This window comes from Roseomonas acroporae, from assembly GCF_023223525.1.
Taxonomy (GTDB): domain Bacteria; phylum Pseudomonadota; class Alphaproteobacteria; order Acetobacterales; family Acetobacteraceae; genus Roseomonas_E; species Roseomonas_E acroporae.
In genome coordinates this window covers 1-17,949 of record NZ_JALPRX010000071.1, presented here as the reverse complement: position 1 = coordinate 17,949, position 17,949 = coordinate 1, and the positions used below count along the sequence as shown (strand labels likewise).

Here is a 17,949-nt window from a genome sequence, read left to right as displayed (position 1 = left end):
ATCGGGCGGAATCGCCCGGCCGGGTGAGGATTCTCGACAAGGCGGGGAGCCGGGGCGGCTTCGGTGGGCCATGGCGAACGGGATCCGCCCTAGGCCGCCGCGCCAAGCAGCGGGCGATAGGGCAGCGGCGCGAAGCGCGTGGCGTGCCAGGCGATCTCCTGCCAGACCCCGCCCGTCACATAGGGATCCGCCGCCCACCACGCCCGGGCCACCGCCACGTCCGGATGCGCGGTGATGGCGAGGGAGCCGATCATCCGCCCGCCCGGCGACTCCAGCAGCGCGCCGCCCAGCGTGATGATCCCCGCGGATGCGGCGGCGCGGGCACGCCCGAAATGGGCCTCGCGCACCGCGAGCCGGCGGTCCGGCGCCGCCGCGTCGCGGCCATCCCAGGCGATGACGACCGTGTGGCTCGGCACGGCCGGCGCCGGCCCCCGCGGCAGCGGGCGGTAATCGAGCGGCGCCAGCCGGAACGGGTGCACCGACCAGTCCCGCCAGACGCCCTCGCGCCGGAAGGGCTCGGCCTCCAGGTAGCGCTCGGCCGCCGCCGGCGTGACCAGCATGAGGGAGCCTGCATAGGCCCCCGAGGCGTCGAGCAGCGGCACGCCGAGGACCAGTTCCCCCGCCGCCGCCATCGGCTCGACCAGCGCCAGATGCGCCGGGCGCGCCGCACCGATCCGCTCGCCCGCATCGCCGGCCGCCCGCGCCAACACCATCCGGTATTCCGTCACAGGCAGTCTCCTCTCCGTCGTCGCCCGCCGCCCCGCCCGCCCTACAGCAGCCGCAACACCGCCCCCAGCGCCTCGTTCTCGCGCGCGTCCACGAGGCCGGCCCCCTCGCGGTCCAGCACGTTGCGCCGCACCGCGTCGGTCAGCGCGTCGATCCAGCCGACGCAGAACAGCGCGCCGTAGGGCTCCGCCTCCTCGCCGATCTCGAAATCCGGCCCCGGCGGCGGCGGCGGCGCGAAGACCGGCGGGCCGCCGCCGCCCAGCAGCGGCCGGTCCGGCAGCAGCCGCCCGTCCTGGCGCAGGCCGAGATGGCTCACCTGCTCGTTCACCACCCCCGCCGCCGCCACGGCGTGCCGCTCGGCGGCGAGGTCGAAGCGCTCGGTCTGGCCGCCGGCGCGCAGCGCGGCGGCGAGCCGGTCGGTCAGCCGGGTGCGCAGCGCGGCGCCGGTGAGTTCCGCCACCAGCGCGTCGGCGGCGGCGGCGTCGAAGCCGAAATAGGCGCGCAGCGCCGGGTCGGCCGGGAAGCGGCGCAGCTTGGCGAGCCAGGCGGCGACCAGCGCCTCGGCCTTCTCCTGCGGCGGGTCGCGCCGCGTCGCGGTGATGGCGGCGGCGGCGCCGGCGCGGGTGCGGGCGAAGATGTCGCGCACCGAGCCGCCCGGCCGCGCGGCGGGCGCGGCCTGCGCCGCCTCCCCGTTGCCGCCGCCGCGCAGCAGCACCTCGCGCGCCTCGGCCGGGTCGATCTGGAGCTGCGCCAGCAGCAGGCCGAAGGTCGCGGCGTCGCCGCAGCCGAGCAGCGCCTCGACGGCCGGCGCCAGCGCCGTCTGGCGCTTGGCCAGCTCCGTCTCCAGGTCGTCGCCCACATGCCACTCGGAGAGCCGCCGGCGCATCGCATCGCGCAGCAGCGACACCTGGTTCTCCACCTGCGCCAGCTTCAGGCGCGGGTTGCAGACCGGCGCGAGCCGCTCGACCAGATAGGCCATGCCGGCATCGTTCAGCCGGAACACCTCGTCCCAGGCGCGCCGCGCGTCGCGCACGTGCCGGCGGATCTCCGGATGCGACGCGAATTCGCCGCCCCAGCGGGCGATCCGCTCCGGCACGCCGGGCAGGAATTCCGCCTCCCCGCCATCCGCCGCCAGCCGCGAGAGGGATTGCGAGCGCCCCGGGTTGCGCGCCAGCAGCGTGTTGTCGAAGGGCCGGCCGGGGTGCCAGTTGTCCAGCCACCCGTTCGCCTCCTGCAAGGGCTGTTGCAGGCTCGACTTCACCCGCGCCTCCCACAGATCGTGCGAGGGCGCGTTCTCGTCGCGGCCGGGCGTGCGGTTGAAGTGCATGTCCATGCGCGTCAGCACGACGAACAGCGCCGTCTCGACGCGCGCCCGGTCCTCCGGCCGCTCGCCATGGGTGCGCGCGATCCAGGCGCGGATGGATTGCCGGATCGTCGCGTCGAACGGGTTGTTGCTCTCCTTGATGCAGAGCAGCAGCGCGTTCAGCTCGCGCTCGGCGGCGTAGCGCTCGAACAGGTAGGCGACCTTGCCGCGCAGGAAGTAGAGGCCGAGGATCGCCGGGTTCGCCGGCACCTCGTCCGCATGGTTCTTCGCCATGCGCTCGCGCGCGCCGGGGAAGTCGAGCAGGTCGGTGCTCTCGAAGATCGGCCAGGGCCGCTTCGCCATGGTGATCTGCAATTCCGCCGTCAGCGCCGTCAGCTCCGGGCGCGTCAGCGTGGCGCGGGCGCCGTTCTGCGCCTGGATCTCGATCCGCGCCGCCGCCTCGTCGTGCAGCCGGTCGAGCGAATCGACCGAGAGCACGCTCTCGGTCTTGGGCACCAGCGCGGCGATCGGCGCCCAGGCGTCGCGGTCGAAGCGCAGGTCGCGCAGCCGCCCGGCCAGCCGGCGCAGCAGCGCGGTGAAGGGCGGGAAGCGGTTCCACAGCAGCGCGTAGAGGTCGATCCGCCGCTCCAGCGGCAGGCGCGGCAACAGCGCGGCCATGTGGTCCCAGAAGGGGCCGCGGAAATCCTGCGCCGAGAGGTAGCCGCGGAATTCCGTCTCCACGTAGCTCTGCAGGTCCCACGCATCCTCGGCGTCGAACTCGTCCAGCTCGCGCGAGGACGCCGCGTCGCGCCCGGCGGCGGCCAGCGCCTCGGCGACGGCCTCGGGCGGCACGGCGCCGGCGGCCTCGGAATCCTTGGCGTCGCGGTACCAGGAATTGGCGAGGATCTTGACGAGATCCGTCTCGGTCAGCAGCCGCAGCCGCACCGGGAAGCCGGGCGGCCCCGCCTCGCGCCGCATGGTGAAGCGGGTGACGAGGCCGGTGGCCTCCTTCTCGCTCTCCGGGTTGATGTCGGCGAGGAATCCGCGCGGCCGGTCCAGCTCGGCCAGCAGCTCCTCGCCGGGCGGGCGCGCCAGGGTGGAGATCAGGTAGGACTTGCCGGCCTGCGACAGCCCGTACACGCCCACCGCCACCGGCCGCGCGGCGGCGCCCCGCAGCTTGCGCGCCTCCACGGCGGCGAGGCGCAGCTCCTTCTCCAGCACCGGCCGCTGCGTCGCGGTGCGCGCCGGGAAGTCGCGCAGCCAGGCGAGGGCGCCGGCGGCGGCGCGTTCGGTCTCGGCGCAGCGGCGGATCAGGGAGTCGGTCTCGGCGTCGGACATGGCGGCCGAGGATAGAGCATTTTCAGGCCGGGCGTACTCGCCCGGCCGCGCCCGCGCTTCGCCGTGGCCCGTTGCTTCCGGGGCGGATTCACGCCTCCGGCGATCCGCTCCGGCCTCAGCAATTCATCCGGCCGGAAGCCACGCAGTCCTGGTAGGTGACCAGGGCGAGCAGCTTCGGGAACAGCCACCAGCCCAGGGTGCCCAGACCGACGACCGCGAGCAGCACGAGGATCGGCAGGAAGTCGATGGGCGGCCGGCCGCCGGGGTTCTCGGGAATGGAAGACGGCCTCCGCCTCGCTCGCGCCCGGCACGACCGGTGCCACGCCCCTCCCTGTCGCCACCGGCCGATCCGTGTCAATGGCGCGGCGGCATGCCGCTGTCCCGGGCCGGCCGGCGGGAACCGTGCCCACGGTCCCTCGCGCCCCGCCCTACGCCAACGCCCCCAGCACCGCGTCCAGCGTCGCGAGCTGCCCGGTATCCAGCCAGTAGCTGCCATCCTCGGAGCGCAGCGTCTGCAGCCGCCGCCGCACCGTGCGCTCCGCCAGCCGGTTGCCGCGCGCGTCGAACACCCGGCTCTCGTCGATCTCGAAGTCGGTCGCCTCGCCCCCGTCCGGCGCCCGCCCCGAGGAGCGGCGCAGCGTCACCTGCAACGGCAGCGCGATGCCCTGCGCCGCCTCGGGCGAGGCGAATTCGATGCGGTAGAGCGGGCTCGCCGGCCAGCGCTCGGCGCGGAACTGCTTGAAGCCCAGGAAGCAGCGGCCGGAGAAGGGCAGCGTGCGTTCCGCCATCTCGCCGCCGCCCTCCTCGCTGTCGAGGTCGAGGCCGCTGAACAGCACGCGGTCGGCGCGGATGCGGCCGTCGTTCTCCATCAGCCCGACATAGCGCGCGGTGGAGCGCATGCCGAACTTGTCCACCAGGGCGAGGTTGTCGAGCTGCCCGTCGCGCAGCAGCCGGCACAGCATGGCGCCGACCGCGACCGTGGTCTTGGGGTCGGAGATGCGCCCCGTCGCGTCGGCATGCGGATACCAGGCGCCGACGCGGTAGTGGTGCATGGGCTGCACCCGGTCCGGCTCCACGGCGAGCGAGGCGGTGACGAGGTCCTGCACCGCCGGCCAGCGCGCGCCGCGCCCGGAGAGCAGCAGCACGTCGCAGCCGAAGCGGTGCACGATCTCGCAGAGCGGGTCGAGCGCGTCGCGCAGGGTGCGGCGCACCGTCTCGTGGATGGCGGCGAAGTCCAGCTCGATCTCGGCCGCCTCGGTGCGGAAGCCGATGGCCCCGGCCTCGGCGGCGCGCGCGTCGAGCCAGGCGGCGGCGCGCACCGTGGCCGCCTCGCGCGACTGCCCGCGGTTCTGGTTGCCACCCTGGGCCGCGCGCGCCTCGGGATCGAGCGCCCGCAGCCCCGCCGGGGCGCGCACGGCGAGCAGCGCGCCGAGCGTGCGAGTCTCGACGCCGCCGGCGGCGAGCGGGCTCCAGCCCTCGTACTCCGCCAGCAGCCCGAGGGCGGCGGGGGCGAGGACGTGGTTGAGCGCGAGGCGGCGCGCCTGCCGCTCCGGCTCGGTATCGGCCGGCCGGCGGAACAGCGAGAGCAGGAAGTGCTGCGCCCGCGCCATCCCCATGTTGCCCGCCCCCGCCAGGGCGCGGCGCAGCCCGGGCAGGACGTGGCGCATCACCACCGTCTCCAGCACGTCGTCGCCGGCGAGGCGGAAGCCCTCGCGGAAATCCTCGCGCGGCACCACCACGCGGTCGGCCAGCGTGTAGGTGTAGATGGCGAGGTCGGTGGTGCCGCCGCCCACGTCGATCGAGGCGATGCGCAGCGAGGGCGCCTCCTGGCCCGCCGCCTCCGCCCCCGTTCCCGGCGGCCGCCGCCGCCCGATCAGGTCGAGATAGGCGGGCGCGTCGCCGCGATAGGCGTGGCTGATCTGGTCGTAGAGATAGACGATCTGCGTCGCCGTCGCCTCGTCCAGCCGCGCCTCCACCTCCAGGCGCTTCTGCCTGCCGCGCGTGCCGGTCACGTCCTCCAGCAGGTAGGCGGCGGCGTTGGCGCGCTCGCGCACCTTGCGCACCTCCTCGGGCGGCAGGGCGGGCGGCAGGGTCAGGATCAGCCGGCCCAGACGGCGCGGCGCGGCGAGGTCCTGCCGGCCGTAGCGCGCGGCGTAGCCGTTCACCTGGGCGCGGGCCTGGAGCAGCACCTCCAGCAGGAAGAAGGTGAACAGGCTGGCGCGGCTGAACAGCGGCCGGAGCGCGATGCCGCCGCGCCGCTTCATCGACAGCACCGTGCCGTCCTCGGAGACGAAGCGCAGGAAGCCGCCGCGGATGGCGCCCTCCGGGTCCGATGCCGGGTTGAAGCGCCAGGGGGTCAGCACCGGCGCCTCGTCCCAGAGATACCGCTTCGGGCTGGAGAGCCCGGTCTGGCCCTCGTTGCCGCGGTTGCGGCTGGACAGCCGCGCCGCCTCCGGCCCGACGCGCACCGGGCTCGGCCAGTCGAAGGCGGTGCCGCGCCCCGATTGCAGCGACCATTCCTCCTTGCCGAAGCCGGCGCGGGCGAATTCCACCCGGCTCTCGAAGGGCAGGTTGGAGGTCTCCTCCGGCGCCGAGAGGTCGCGCAGGGCGAGGCGGTAGCTGTCCGAGAGCGAGGCGGCGCGCCCCGCCGTGCGCTCCACCAGGAAGCCGCAGGAGCGGGAATTGCCGAGGTCGAGCACCAGGTCCACCTCGATCACCCCGCCCGGCGTGCGCTCGGCGGTGGCGAGGTCGATCAGCCGGATCGGCGGCAGCGCGCCGCTCTCCTCCAGCACGGCGAGGAAGGTGAGGTAGGCGGCGAGGTGCCGGCAGCCGATCTCCGCGTCCGGCGCCAGGGCGCGGCCGGCGATGTCGCGCTCGCGGTACAACTCGGCCAGCCAGCCGCGCATCCATTCCCGGTCGAGCAGCCAGCCCGCCTCGGCCGGGGTGGAGGCCAGGGCGAAGCGCGCCGGCTCGTCGTTCCAGGGGGTGAGGAAGCCGGCGCCGGGCAGGCGCGCGGCGGTGGTGGTGTCGAAGGCCAGCACGGCGCGGTGGGTGCGCCCGTCCGGCTCCTTCTCCGCGAGCTTCACGACGCGGATGCGCGCCCAGTTCTCCGGCCCCGGGGCGAAGCGGCGCCGGCCGGGCGGGCCGTCCACCTCGACCTGCAGGTAGGGCAGCGGCACCCATCTGCCGAGGAAGGGCTCCAGCGCGCCGGTCGCGTCGATGTCGAAGCGGCCTTCCTCGTCCATCGCGACGAAATGCGCCTGGCCGTTCTCGTCCCAGGCGTAGCCGCCCTCGTCCGGCGCGTCGCGCAGGGCCTTCAGCGCGGCGAGACCCTCGCCGCGCGGCAGCTCGAACCAGTTGCGGCGCAGGCGGACGCGCTCCAGCGGCAGGGCGGCGTCGAGGAACTGCACGCCGGAATTGGGCACCAGCGGCACGTCGCTGCCCGGCAGGAAAGGGGGGAGCGCGGAATGGGGCTCGATCATGCGCGGCCGATCATAGGCGGGTTGCCGGGATTGGGCAGGGCGGCGGGGAGGGTTTCACCCTCCCCGTACCCCTCCGGACCAGGGGCTTTGCCCCTGGACCCCACCAAAGGGCGAAGCCCCTTTGGAAACCCCATTTGGATTCGAGTCCCGACGGTTGATCCCGGGAGGCCGCGAAACGCCGGCGGAGGTCCAGGAACCTGAGGTTCCTGGTGGGTGGGGTCCGGGGAGGGCAACGCCCTCCCCGAAGGTAGGGGTGCAGGGGAAGGCGCAGCCTTCCCCGCCGGAAGCGACGGGAATCCCACCCCCCTCACCGCGACGCGCGCGGGATGCAGGCGTTCTGCGGCGCCGCCCGCAGCCGCTCGGCCAGCAGCCGCCCCAGATCCGCCCCCGCCTCCGGCGCGAAGACCCGCCCGCCCGTCGCCTCGGCGAGGCAGGCGATCTGCTCGTTGCGCGCGATGTCCACCACCGCGATGGCCAGCCCCGGATCGGCCGCCCGGGCCGCGCGCGCCGCCGCGCAGGGGTCGCCGCGGCAGGATTCCACCCCGTCCGTGATCACCACCACCATGCCCGGCACGCCCTCGGGCCGCGCGCGCACCGCCGCCGCGCCGCGCTCGATCGCCTGGGCGAGCGGCGTGCCGCTGGCATCCGGCCGCAGCGCGCGCAGCGCCGATTGCAGCGGCGCGCGGTCCGGCCCCGGGAAGCTGCCCACCGGCGCGACGGTGCAGCTCGGCCGCTCCTGCGCATCGTCCGGCGCGCCGGCGAAGGAGAGGAGCTGCACCCGCGCCCGCGCCGGCAGCCCCTCCAGCGCGGCGAGGGCGGCCCGGCGCGCCGCCTCCATGCGCTGCTGCGCGGGCGGGGTGCGGTTCAGCTCGGCCAGGAAGCGGTCGTTGCCGCGCGGCTCGGCGACCGGGCCGGCCTCGCGCTCGATCTGGGCGATGCGGGCGCGCTCGGCGGCGGCGTCCATGGTGGCGGGCCAGCGCATCGAGGCGGAGGTGTCCACCACCAGCGCCACGTCCACCGCCTCCGGGTCGGCGCAGACGCGGCACTGCGCACGGCGGCGGGCGAGGTCGCCCTCCAGCTCGGCGACGCGGCGGCGCAGGTCGGTCTCCTCGGCGCGCAGGTCGCCGTAGAGGCCGGGCGGGACGCGGCAGATCGCCTCACGCGCGCTGTCGCTGCCGTGCAGCGCCGCCGCCAGCTCGAAGCCCCACCAGCCGGCCAGGGCCGCGAGCGGCAGGCCGGCCGCGAGGGAGGCCAGCGCGAGCGCCGGCAGGAAGCGGTGCCGCCGGGGCGACGGCCAGGGGGGCGGCGGCAAGGGGGGTGACCGGCCCGGCATGCCGTTCGTGGTCGGCGGCTCGGTCATCGCTCCCTCGCCATCGGCCGGCCGGCCGGGGCAGGCGCGATCGCCGCCCCCCGGCCCGCTGCCACGTCCCTCAGTGGCCCGGCCGTCATCGGATGGTGAACTCCGTCACGACCTGCTCGGTGGGCCCGTTGGCGACGCCGCGATACTCGCGCTGCTGGCCCTCCAGCCGCACGCGCACGACGAAGGGCACGGGGGTGCGGCGGCGGTCGAAGTCGTAGTAGTCCACGATCACGCGCCAGGTGCCGGGCGCCGGCCGGCCGGCCCAGACGACGTTCTCCACCGGCTGGTTCGACATCCGCCCGCCGGCGTTCATGTCCACGTCCAGCGTGGCGCCGCAGGCGCGCCGGTTCTGGAAGAAGATCTCCCCCCCGCCCGGGCAGCGGACATGCAGGTCGAGGTCGGCGGGGCCGTCCCAGGACAGCGTCACCTGGAAGTCGCTGTTCCGCGCGCCCTCGCGCTCCAGCCGGCGGTCCATCTCGCTGCGCTGCGGCGGCGCGGGAGGCGGCGTCGGAGGCGGCGGGGGCGGCGCCGCGTCCAGGCGGCACTGCACGATGCGCTCGGCCAGGCCGCGCTCCAGCTCGGCGACGCGGGCGCGCAGCCGCGTCTCCTCCTGCTGCAGGCCGATCAGCCCCTCGTCCGGCGCGGGCGCGGGCTGGCAGATGCGCGGCAGCGGGGCGCGCAGCGCGGCCACGGCGCCGGCCACCAGTCCGGGCAGGAGAAAGGCGAGCAGCGCCGCCAGCAGCAGCAGCGCCGCCGAGGCCGCCAGCAGGCGCAGCGGCCATGGCCCGCGCGCCGGCGCGGCGGCAGGGGGCGGCGGGGGCGGCGTCGGTCCGGGCGGGGGTGGAGACGGCTCCGGGAGGGGCTCCGGGAGCGCCGGCGGGGAAGGCGGCGGGGCTGGCGGCGCCACGGCGGCGACGCGGCGCAATTCGCCGAGCAGGTTGGGCGGCGGCAGCGAGGTGGTGTCCACCGGCCGCAGCCCCCAGCCGGCCAGCACGGGCTGCTTCCCGACGAGGCGCAGGTCGGCGAGGCGCGAGCCCTCCAGCGCCACGGCCAGCAGCTCGCCCAGGGTGCGCAGCGAGGGGTTGCGCTCGGCGCGCAGCCGCTCCGCCTCGCGCGACAGATCCTCCACCAGCCCGGCCGTCTCGGCGGCCAGCGCGCGCTGGCGCTCGATCGGCAGCGTGTCGAGGGACCGGATCTCGCCGTCCAGGCCGGTGAACCACTGAACGCGATCCGGCAGCGGGTTGGCCTCGGCGAACAGCTCGGCATGGGCGGCGAGGCCCTGGGCAAGCAGGTGCTGCCGGATCTGGTCGCGGTAGTCGAGGGCGGTGCCCTCGAAGACGCGCGCCGGCCGACGCTCGGCGCGGGGTATCTCGTTGAGGAGACGCAGCCGCGCCACGGCCCGGCCTCAGCGCGACGGGGCGGCGGGCGCCGGCGGGCTGCCGGGCGCCGACGGGTTGGGGACGGGCGGGGCGGGGGCGGGACCGGCGGGCGGACGGGGGGTGCCGCCCTGCGGGCTTCCCGGCGGGCTGGCGGGGCGGCCGTCCTGCGGGGCGGCGCCCTGGGGCGCGGCCCCCGGCGGAGCGGTACCCGGCGGGGGCGTACCAGGGGCCCCACCCTGGAGACCACCCTGGGCTCCACCCTGGGCCCCACCCTGGGGGCCGGCCGACGGGGCGGCCGGCGAGGCCGCGGCGGGGCGGCAGGGTCCTTCCTCGGTGCGCGCCTCGACGTTGTTGCGGCGCAGGAACTCCAGCAGCGAGGCGGTGGGCAGGGCGTAGTCGGCGCGGTAGGCCACCTCGCGGTCGGCGCGAAGGAAGGTGTTCACGGAGACGACGCGGCCGCAGCGGTCGGCCAGCGGGCCACCCGAATTGCCCCGGTTGATCGCCGCCGTGTGGATCACCACGCGCTGGCCGCGCAGCTCCTGCAGCGCGCTCACCTCGCCGCTGGTGAAGACCGGCGAGGGCAGGTTGCCGGCCTCGCCGCGCAGCAGGCGCTGGAAGTCGTCGCCGGGCTGCACCACGAAGCCGGGGAAGCCCACCGCCACCACCGGCAGCAGCCGGTCCACGGCCGGCGTCAGGACCAGCGGCGGCAGCTCGCCCTCGGCGAGGCGGAGCACGGCGAAGTCGGGCTGGCCCGGCTCGTTGCCCGGGGTGCTGGCGACCACCTCGGCGGCGACCAGCCGGCCGAGCCGGCGGCTGGCGACGCGCAGCCGCCCCGGCGTCACCTCCGCGACGACGTGCCGGTTGGTGACGACCAGCCGCGGGCCGATCGCGAAGCCGGTGCCGGTGCTGATGCCCTGCCCGTCCGGGCGCTGCACCTGGCCCAGCACCAGCACCACGGAATCGTCGAGCAGGTCGGCGAGGTTGGTGACGGCCGGCGCCTGCCCGGGCTGCGGTGCCGGGCGCTCCACCGGCTGCGCCTCCGGCGCCGGCGGCAGCAGCGGCATGGCCTGCTGCCCAGGGGGCTGTCCAGGGGATCGGTCGGGCGCGGCCGGATCGGCGCGCTGCTCGGGCAGGGCCGGCATGGGGCCGGCGGGAGCGACGCAGACATTGCCGCGCAGCGCGCCCTCCAGCGTGGCGATGCGCTGGCGCAGCCCCTCGTTCACGCCTTCCTGCATGCGGCGCATGTCGGCGTCCAGGCCGGGATCGCCCGGCGGCGGGACCTGGGCCTGCAACTCCTGCACCAGCCGGTGCCAGCCGTAGTAGTAGCCGGCCGCGACCGCCACCGCCGAGAGCAGCAGCACGAGGACGATGGCTGCCAGCACCGCGCCCACCGCGCCCAGCACCCCGCCCGACCGGCCGGCGGGCAACGGTGCGCCCGATGGGGACCCCGGGGGGGATCCCGGCGGGGGACCGGGCGGAAGGCCGGGAGGGAACCCGGCGGGAGGTCCGGGCGGCATCCCCGGGGGAACGCCGGCCGGACTGTCGGGCGTGCCCTGGGCGGACGTGCCCTGGGCGGACGTGGCCCGGCCGGGCGCGGCATGGGTCGCGGCACCCGCGGCCGCGCCCGCCGGAGTGTCCGGCAGCCGGCCCGGCGTTTCCGCCGCCGACGCGGGCGGCGCGGTCCAGGGGTTGCCGCCCGGCGGCATCCAGGCGCCGAGCGTCGCGTCGAAGTGCCGCGCGAGGGCGGCGGGCGCGTCGCCGACCGAATCCGGCACCATGCCCCAATTGACCAGGACCACGGATTCGCCGGTCCACAGGATGTCTCCGGGTCCGGGAACGGCCAGCGCCGCGCACAGCAGCGGCGCCACCTCCGGATCGGCCAGCAGCGGGTGCAGCGCCGAGAGCTGCTCGCGCAGGCTGCTCTCGGCCAGCAGCCGCTGGGCGGTGCGCAGCGAGGGCAGCGGCACCGGCTCGGCGCCGGCGGGCGCGTACCAGGAGGCGCGCGTGGGGCGCTGGCCGTCCTCGCGCGCATCGAGCACCGGCTCGGCGAACAGGTCGGCCGCCGCCGGGGCCCTGGCGGCCAGGATCTCCCGCAGCCGCGCGTGCTGGCGGATCGCCGCCTGGCCGCCGGCCGGCAGCAGGACCCGGCTCTCGAGGCCGGAGCCGAGCAGGAATCGCGACATGGACATCGGCGCTCCGGTCGGGCGGCTCCGGTGGACCGGCCCGAGGCAAGGGGCCGCAAGGCGTTGCAGGCGAAGGCGATCGGCGCGGGCATCATGTTGCTGGGGCGTATCGCTTCCGGCAAGGGCCCGGCGGCGCCGTCCTCCCCCGTGCCGCCGCCCCGCGATGGCTTCCCGCGACGCCTGCCCGATGGTTACAGGCGCCGGCCGACATCCCCCTTACATCCGCGCGGCGCGCCCACGCTTCCGGAACCCGGCGGAGCACATTGCCGTTCGTCCATCATGCCCGCACACGAAAGGGATCGCCCGTGAGCACTGGCCTGCTCGCCCTGCTGGACGACGTGGTCGGACTGACCAAGGCGGCCGCCGCCTCGCTGGACGACGTGTCGGCGCAGGCCGCGCACGCGGGCGGCAAGGCGCTGGGCGTCGTGATCGACGACGCCGCCGTCACGCCGCGCTACGTGACGGGGCTTTCCCCGGCGCGCGAGCTGCCGATCGTCTGGCGGATCGCCGTCGGCTCGGCGCGCAACAAGCTGCTCTACCTGCTGCCCGCCGCCCTGCTGCTCAGCGCCTTCGCGCTGTGGAGCGTCACGCCGCTGCTGATGCTGGGCGGCGCCTATCTCTGCTACGAGGCGGCGGAGAAGATCTGGCACGCGCTGCGCCCGCACGGGACCGGGACGCATGGGGCCGGGACGCATGGGGCCGCGGCGCGCGAGGCGGCGGCCGGACCGGCGCCGGCGGACCCGGCGCGGCTGGAGGAGGAGCGGGTCCGGGGCGCCATCAAGACCGACTTCATCCTCTCGGCCGAGATCATGGCGCTCACCCTCGCCACGCTGGAAGGCGGCTCGACCGTCATGCGGGCCGCGATCCTCGCCGTGGTGGGCCTCGGCATCACCGTGCTGGTCTACGGCGCGGTGGCGCTGATCGTGAAGGCGGACGATGCGGGCCTGTCGCTGGCCGCCAACGACCGGCCGGCCTCGACCCTGCTCGGGCTGCGTCGGCGCGCCGCCGGCGCGGCGCCCGCCGGCGGCGCCGATCGCGCGCTGCGGCCGCTGACGCAGGGGATCGGCCGCGGCGTGGTGCTCGGCATGCCGCACTTCCTGCACCTGCTCGGGATCGTCGGCACGGCGGCGATGCTCTGGGTCGGCGGCGGCATCCTGCTGCACGGGCTGGAGGCGTTCGGGGCGACCGGCCCCGCGCACCTGGTGCACGACCTCGCCCACGCGGCCGGCGCGGCGTTGCCGGCCGTGGCGGGGGCGGTGTCGTGGCTGGTCTCGGCGGGCCTGTCCGGCCTGCTCGGACTGGCCGTCGGCATCGTGCTGATCCCGCTCGTGCAGCACGTGCTCGCGCCGGCGGCGCGGCAGCTCGGGGCGCTTCGGGGAGGGCGCCCGGCGGCCGCCCCGGAAGGCCACGGCGGCCGGGCGGCGGCGCCTCCCCCGCACGAGGCGTGACGCCGGCGCGCGGCGGGAGTGGCCCGGCGCGTCTCGCACGGGTGGCCGGTCCATCCGGGACAACGTCCCGAAGGGGGCTTCACCCACCAGGGTCCCCCGGCGCGGGATCCGGGGCGGCGCTCCGGGCAGGTCCGCGAACGCCGCTGCGGCTAGAGCCGATCCAGCCTGACTGTATCAGGCCGGAACGGCTCTAGCCTTTTGATTTTTCGCATTTTCCGAGCCGCTGAGCGAGGACGCTCAGCTTGAAAATGCTCTATCGTCCCGCGCCGCGTCCAGCCGCGCCGCCAGCCGCTCGGCGAACCGGGCGGCCGCCACCGGCAGGGCCCGTCCCCTGAGCTGCCCGAGGACCAGCGGCCCGTGCGCGAGGTTGGCCTCGTCCAGCGGGCGCACCGCGTAGGCCGGGTCGTCGCGGGCGGGCGCGCCGGTCTCGATCTGGAAGGTCAGCGTCCGGCCGTCGCGCACGGAATGGCGCAGCAGCTCGAAGGAATTCGACTCCAGCACGACCCGCAGGCGGGCGGAGTGGCCCGCCATCCGCTCCTCCAGGATCTGCCGCGCCCCCAGGCTGCGGTCCGGCAGCGCGACCGGCCAGGGCAGGCAGTCGCGCAGCAGCACCGTCGCCCGCGCCGCCAGCGGATGCGACGGCGCCATGATCGCCACGATCCGCTGGCCGATCTGCGCCAGCGGCTGCCAGTCCGCGTTGGGCGGCGGGCGGAAGATCAGCGCGAGTTCCGTCTCGAACGCCGCCAGCTCGTGCAGGGCGGCGGCGTGGTCGCGGATGGAGACCTGGAAGGTCACGCCCGGGTAGAGGGCGCGGAAGGCCGCGATCTCGTCCGGCAGGAAGGAGAGGGCCAGGGCCTGGCTGGCGGCGATGCGCACATGGCCGCGCCGCAGCCCGGCCAGGTCCTCGATGCGCGAGCGGACCTGCTCCAGCGCCGAATCCTGGGCGCGTATCCAGCCCAGGAACAGCTCCCCCGCCACGCTCAGGCGCATGCCGGTGGCGGACCGCTCGAAGAGCGGCGTGCCGAGATCGGCCTCCACATCGTCGAGGCGGCGCTGCAGGGCCGAGGCGGTGATGTGCAGCCGCTCCGCCGCCTGCCGCAGCGAGCCGGTGCGGGCCACGGCGTCGATGCTGCGCCAGATGCGCATGTGCCGAAGCGGGGTGGCGGGATGGCGGGCCATCCGGAAAGCGTAGACTTTTCGTCGACGCCCTGCGCGGAAAACGGCGATGGCGGAGAACGCCGGTCCTGGCTTTCCTGGAGCGGATCGCTGGCGGGCGGACACGCCCGGCGGCGGAATCCGCGCCGAGAACAACGAGCGACAGCAAACCGCAGTCCCAACCGGACTGCGGTCCGCTGTAGCGGCAGACCCGATCATGGAGCCCGCCCCCATGCCCCGCCCCATGCCCCGACGCACCCTGCTCGGCGCCCCGGCCCTTGCCCTCGGCGGCGCCCTGGCCGGCACCGGCCCGTCACGCGCCCAGGGAAGCAGCCAGGGAAGCGCCAAGGGAAGCGGCCAGGCGCCGACGCGCCTCAGGATGGTGCTGAACTGGAAGTACCAGGGCCCGCAGGGCTGGTTCTTCCTGGCCGAGGACCGCGGCTACTTCCGCGAGGCCGGGCTGGCCATGACGATCGACCAGGGCGAGGGCTCCTCCGCCCCGGTCACGCAGATCGCCGCCGGCGCCTACGATGTCGGCTTCGGCGACATGAACGCGCTGATCCAGTTCGCCGCGACCCGGCCGGACGTCGCGCCGCTCGCCGTCTTCATGATGTACAACGTGCCGCCCTTCTGCATCGCGGTGCGGGCCGACAGCCCGATCCGCACCCCGCAGGACCTGGTCGGCCGCACCATCGGCGGCCCGGCGAACGACGGCGAGCTGAAGCTCTTCCCCGCCTTCGCCAAGGCGGCCGGGATCGACGCCGCGAAGGTCAACATCGTCACCATGCAGCCCAGCCTGCGCGAGCAGATGCTGTTCAGGGGCCAGATCGACGGCGCCTTCGGCTACGTCAACACCATCCGCTTCTCGGCGCGCGGCGCCGGCATCGACGACCGGCAGCTCCGCTACATCCGCTACGCCGATCACGGCATCGACCTCTACTCCAACACCATCATGGTCTCGCGCGCCCTGGCGCGCGACAAGCCGGAGGCGGTGCGCGGCCTGCTCGCGGCGATCAACCGAGGCGTGGCGGAGGCGCTGAAGGACCCGGCGGCGGCGGTCGCGGCGGTGGGCAGGCGCGACAGCCTGCTCGACCTCGCGGTGGAGCGCGCCCGCTTCGACGCCACCGTGGCCGACGAGATGAGCGCGCCGGAACTGGCGCGGATCGGCCTCGGCGACATCGACGAGGCCCGCATGGCGCGCGCCATCGCGACGGTCGCCGAGTCGAACAACCTGCCGACCCGCCCCGCGGTGGGCGACGTCTTCTCCCGCGCATTCCTGCCGCCGCTCGCCGAGCGGCCGCGCAAGCTGGTGGACTGAACCGGACATGGACCTGCATCTGAAGGGCCGCGTCGCCCTCATCACCGGCCCGGCCAAGGGCATGGGCGCCGCCGTCACCCTGGCCTTCGCGCGCGAGGGCTGCCGGCTGGCGCTGGTCGGCCGCGACCTCGACGCCATCGAGCCCGTCGCCGCGCGGGCGCGCGAGCTCGGCGCCGAGGTGCTGGTGACGCGCTGCGACCTGACCGACACGGCGCAGTGCGACGCGGCGGTGGCGGCGGCGGAAGCGCGCTTCGGCCGGGTGGACATCCTGGTCAACGTCGCCGGCGGCTCCGGTCCGATCGGGAAGACCGGCTGGGAGACGACGCGCGAGGAGTTCGACGAGATCGTCACCCTCAACATGGCCGGCTGCTTCAACACGATGCGCGCCGTGCTGCCGGGGATGATCGCGCGGCGCGACGGCAAGGTCGTGAACGTGGGCGGCACCTTCGGCATGCGCGGCCGCGCCGGGCGGATGGCCTACTCGGCCTCGAAGTGGGGCCTGCGCGGCATCACCAAGTCGATGGCGCTGGAGGCCGGGCCCTACGGCGTCAACGTCAACTGCGTGGCGCCCGGCATGGTCGACGGCGACCGTTTCCGCGGCAAGGTGGTGCCCGAGATGGCGCGCCGCCTCGGCATCACCGAGGAGCAGGCGGTGGAGCGGCACGCCGCCGACTACGCGCTGAAGCGCATCACCGTGGACGAGGACGTGGCGAATGCCTGCCTGTTCCTCGCCTCCAACGTCTCCCGCCAGATCACCGGGGTGGACCTCCCGGTGGATGGCGGCTGGGCGATGCTGTGAAGGGGGAGTGACGCCATGACCGAATTCGCCGACCTCGTCATCGCCAACGGCCGGGTGGCCACCGAGGACGCCGTGTTCCCCGCCAGCGTCGCCATCCGCGACGGCGCCATCATGGCCGTGGGCGACCACGGCGCCATGCCGCCGGCGCGCGAGGTGCTGGACGCGGCCGGGCTGCACGTGCTGCCCGGCGCCATCGACGTGCACGTGCACTTCCGCGATCCCGGCTACACCCACAAGGAGGACTGGGACACCGGCACCGCCGCCGCCGCCATGGGCGGGGTGACGACGGTGTTCGAGATGCCCAACGTGATCCCGCCCACCTCGACGCCCGAGGGGCTGCGCGCGAAGCAGGCGGCGGCCGCCAAGGCGCGGGTGGATTTCGGCCTCTACGGCCTGCTCGGGGAGGAGAACCTGGAGCATGTCGAGGCGCTGGTCGCGGGCGGGGTGAACGCCTTCAAGCTCTACATGGGCAACACCTTCGGCGACCTGCCCTCGCCCTCCACCGGGGCGATGCTGGAGGCATTCGAGATCGTGGCGCGGCACGGGCTGCGCATCTCGCTGCACGCCGAGACCGCCAGCATCATGGCGCGCCGCACGCAGCGCCTGCGCGACGCGGGCAAGGACACGCCGCTCGACCATCTCCGCTCCCGCCCCGCCGTGGTGGCGACCGAGGCGGTCTCGCGCGCCTGCGTGCTGGCGGAATGGACCGGCGCGCGCATCCACGTGCTGCACATCTCCTCGGGCGACGAGCTGCGGCCGCTGCGCGAGGCGCGGGCGCGCGGCGTGGACGTGACCGGCGAGACCTGCCCGCACTACCTGCTCTTCGACGAGCGCGCCTATGACGAGATCGGCCCGGTGATCCGCGTCAACCCGCCGGTGCGCGAGAAGCCGCACCAGGAGGCGCTGTGGCGCGGCCTGGCCGACGGCGTGATCGACATGATCGCCACCGACCACGCCCCGCACGCGCCGGAGGAGAAGACGCGCAACACCATCTGGCAGGTGGATTGCGGCTTCCCCGGCGTCGAGACGCAGATGCCGCTGATGCTGACCCAGGTGGCGCGCGGCCGGCTCTCGCTGACCGACTACGTCCGCCTCAGCGCCGGCGCCCCGGCGCGCGCCTTCGGCCTGTTCCCGCGCAAGGGCGCGCTGATCCCGGGCGCCGATGCCGACATCGCCGTGGTCGATCTGGCACGCGAGGAGCGCATCGCCGCCGGGGCGCTGCATTCCCGCGCCAAGGTGACGCCCTTCGAGGGGATGGGCGTGCGCGGCGTGCCGGTCCACACGCTGGTGCGCGGGCGCTTCGTGATGCGCGACCGCGCGCTGGTGCCGGGCACCGAGGGCTGGGGGCAGTCGGTCGGCCGGGTGCAGCGCATGCCCGAGCCCCGGCCGCGCCACGTGGACCAGACCATGGCGGCGATCACCGCCTGACCGGGCCGGCCGCGGGCCTCGCCCGCGGCC

11 protein-coding genes are annotated in these 17,949 nt (G+C 75.6%); 4 read left to right on the top strand and 7 right to left on the bottom strand.

The genetic code is table 11. The features are described 5' to 3' along the window. Positions 1–89 precede the first annotated feature (89 nt). The 6 genes from M0638_RS16215 to M0638_RS16190 form a co-directional block, all read right to left on the bottom strand. Positions 90–728, bottom strand: coding sequence for a YciI family protein (locus tag M0638_RS16215; RefSeq protein WP_248668045.1), 639 nt, complete (start codon positions 726–728; stop codon positions 90–92). 41 nt (positions 729–769) lie between these two features. Beyond that, positions 770–3,367 (bottom strand): virulence factor SrfC family protein, encoded by a 2,598-nt coding sequence (locus M0638_RS16210; protein ID WP_248668044.1) that lies wholly within the window; start codon positions 3,365–3,367, stop codon positions 770–772. Positions 3,368–3,795: 428 nt separating this feature from the next. Beyond that, positions 3,796–6,849, bottom strand: coding sequence for a virulence factor SrfB (locus M0638_RS16205; protein WP_248668043.1), 3,054 nt, complete (start codon positions 6,847–6,849; stop codon positions 3,796–3,798). 307 nt (positions 6,850–7,156) lie between these two features. Beyond that, positions 7,157–8,209: a VWA domain-containing protein gene (locus M0638_RS16200; protein ID WP_248668042.1), complete on the bottom strand. Its 1,053-nt coding sequence runs from the start codon at positions 8,207–8,209 to the stop codon at positions 7,157–7,159. 85 nt (positions 8,210–8,294) lie between these two features. Beyond that, the gene (locus M0638_RS16195) at positions 8,295–9,605 is read right to left on the bottom strand and encodes a YfaP family protein (RefSeq protein ID WP_248668041.1); all 1,311 of its coding nucleotides are present in this window, start codon (positions 9,603–9,605) and stop codon (positions 8,295–8,297) included. 9 nt (positions 9,606–9,614) lie between these two features. After that, positions 9,615–11,777, bottom strand: coding sequence for a S1 family peptidase (locus M0638_RS16190; RefSeq protein ID WP_248668040.1), 2,163 nt, complete (start codon positions 11,775–11,777; stop codon positions 9,615–9,617). 299 nt (positions 11,778–12,076) lie between these two features. On the opposite strand from M0638_RS16190, the gene M0638_RS16185 reads away from it, so the two are divergent. Then, positions 12,077–13,219 carry a DUF808 domain-containing protein gene (locus tag M0638_RS16185; protein ID WP_248668039.1) on the top strand — a complete coding sequence of 381 codons (1,143 nt, stop codon included), beginning with the start codon at positions 12,077–12,079 and terminating at the stop codon, positions 13,217–13,219. A gap of 237 nt (positions 13,220–13,456) precedes the next feature. Here the strand turns inward: M0638_RS16185 and M0638_RS16180 are convergent, their stop codons facing one another. Further along, positions 13,457–14,365, bottom strand: a complete 909-nt coding sequence (locus M0638_RS16180) for a LysR family transcriptional regulator (RefSeq protein WP_248668038.1) — start codon at positions 14,363–14,365, stop codon at positions 13,457–13,459. A gap of 241 nt (positions 14,366–14,606) precedes the next feature. Between M0638_RS16180 and M0638_RS16175 the strand changes: the two genes are divergently transcribed. From M0638_RS16175 to allB, 3 genes are read left to right on the top strand one after another with little or no spacing between them, the layout of a single operon-like run. Further along, entirely contained in the window at positions 14,607–15,692 is a 1,086-nt protein-coding gene (locus tag M0638_RS16175; RefSeq protein ID WP_248668037.1) for an ABC transporter substrate-binding protein, read from the top strand. 7 nt (positions 15,693–15,699) lie between these two features. Then, a complete protein-coding gene (locus tag M0638_RS16170) occupies positions 15,700–16,491 on the top strand; it encodes an SDR family NAD(P)-dependent oxidoreductase (protein WP_248668036.1) in 792 nt (263 codons plus the stop codon). A 15-nt stretch (positions 16,492–16,506) separates the two neighbouring features. Next, on the top strand, positions 16,507–17,919 hold the full coding sequence (gene allB / locus M0638_RS16165; protein WP_248668035.1) for an allantoinase AllB: 1,413 nt from the start codon (positions 16,507–16,509) through the stop codon (positions 17,917–17,919). The last annotated feature ends 30 nt before the right edge of the window (positions 17,920–17,949 follow it).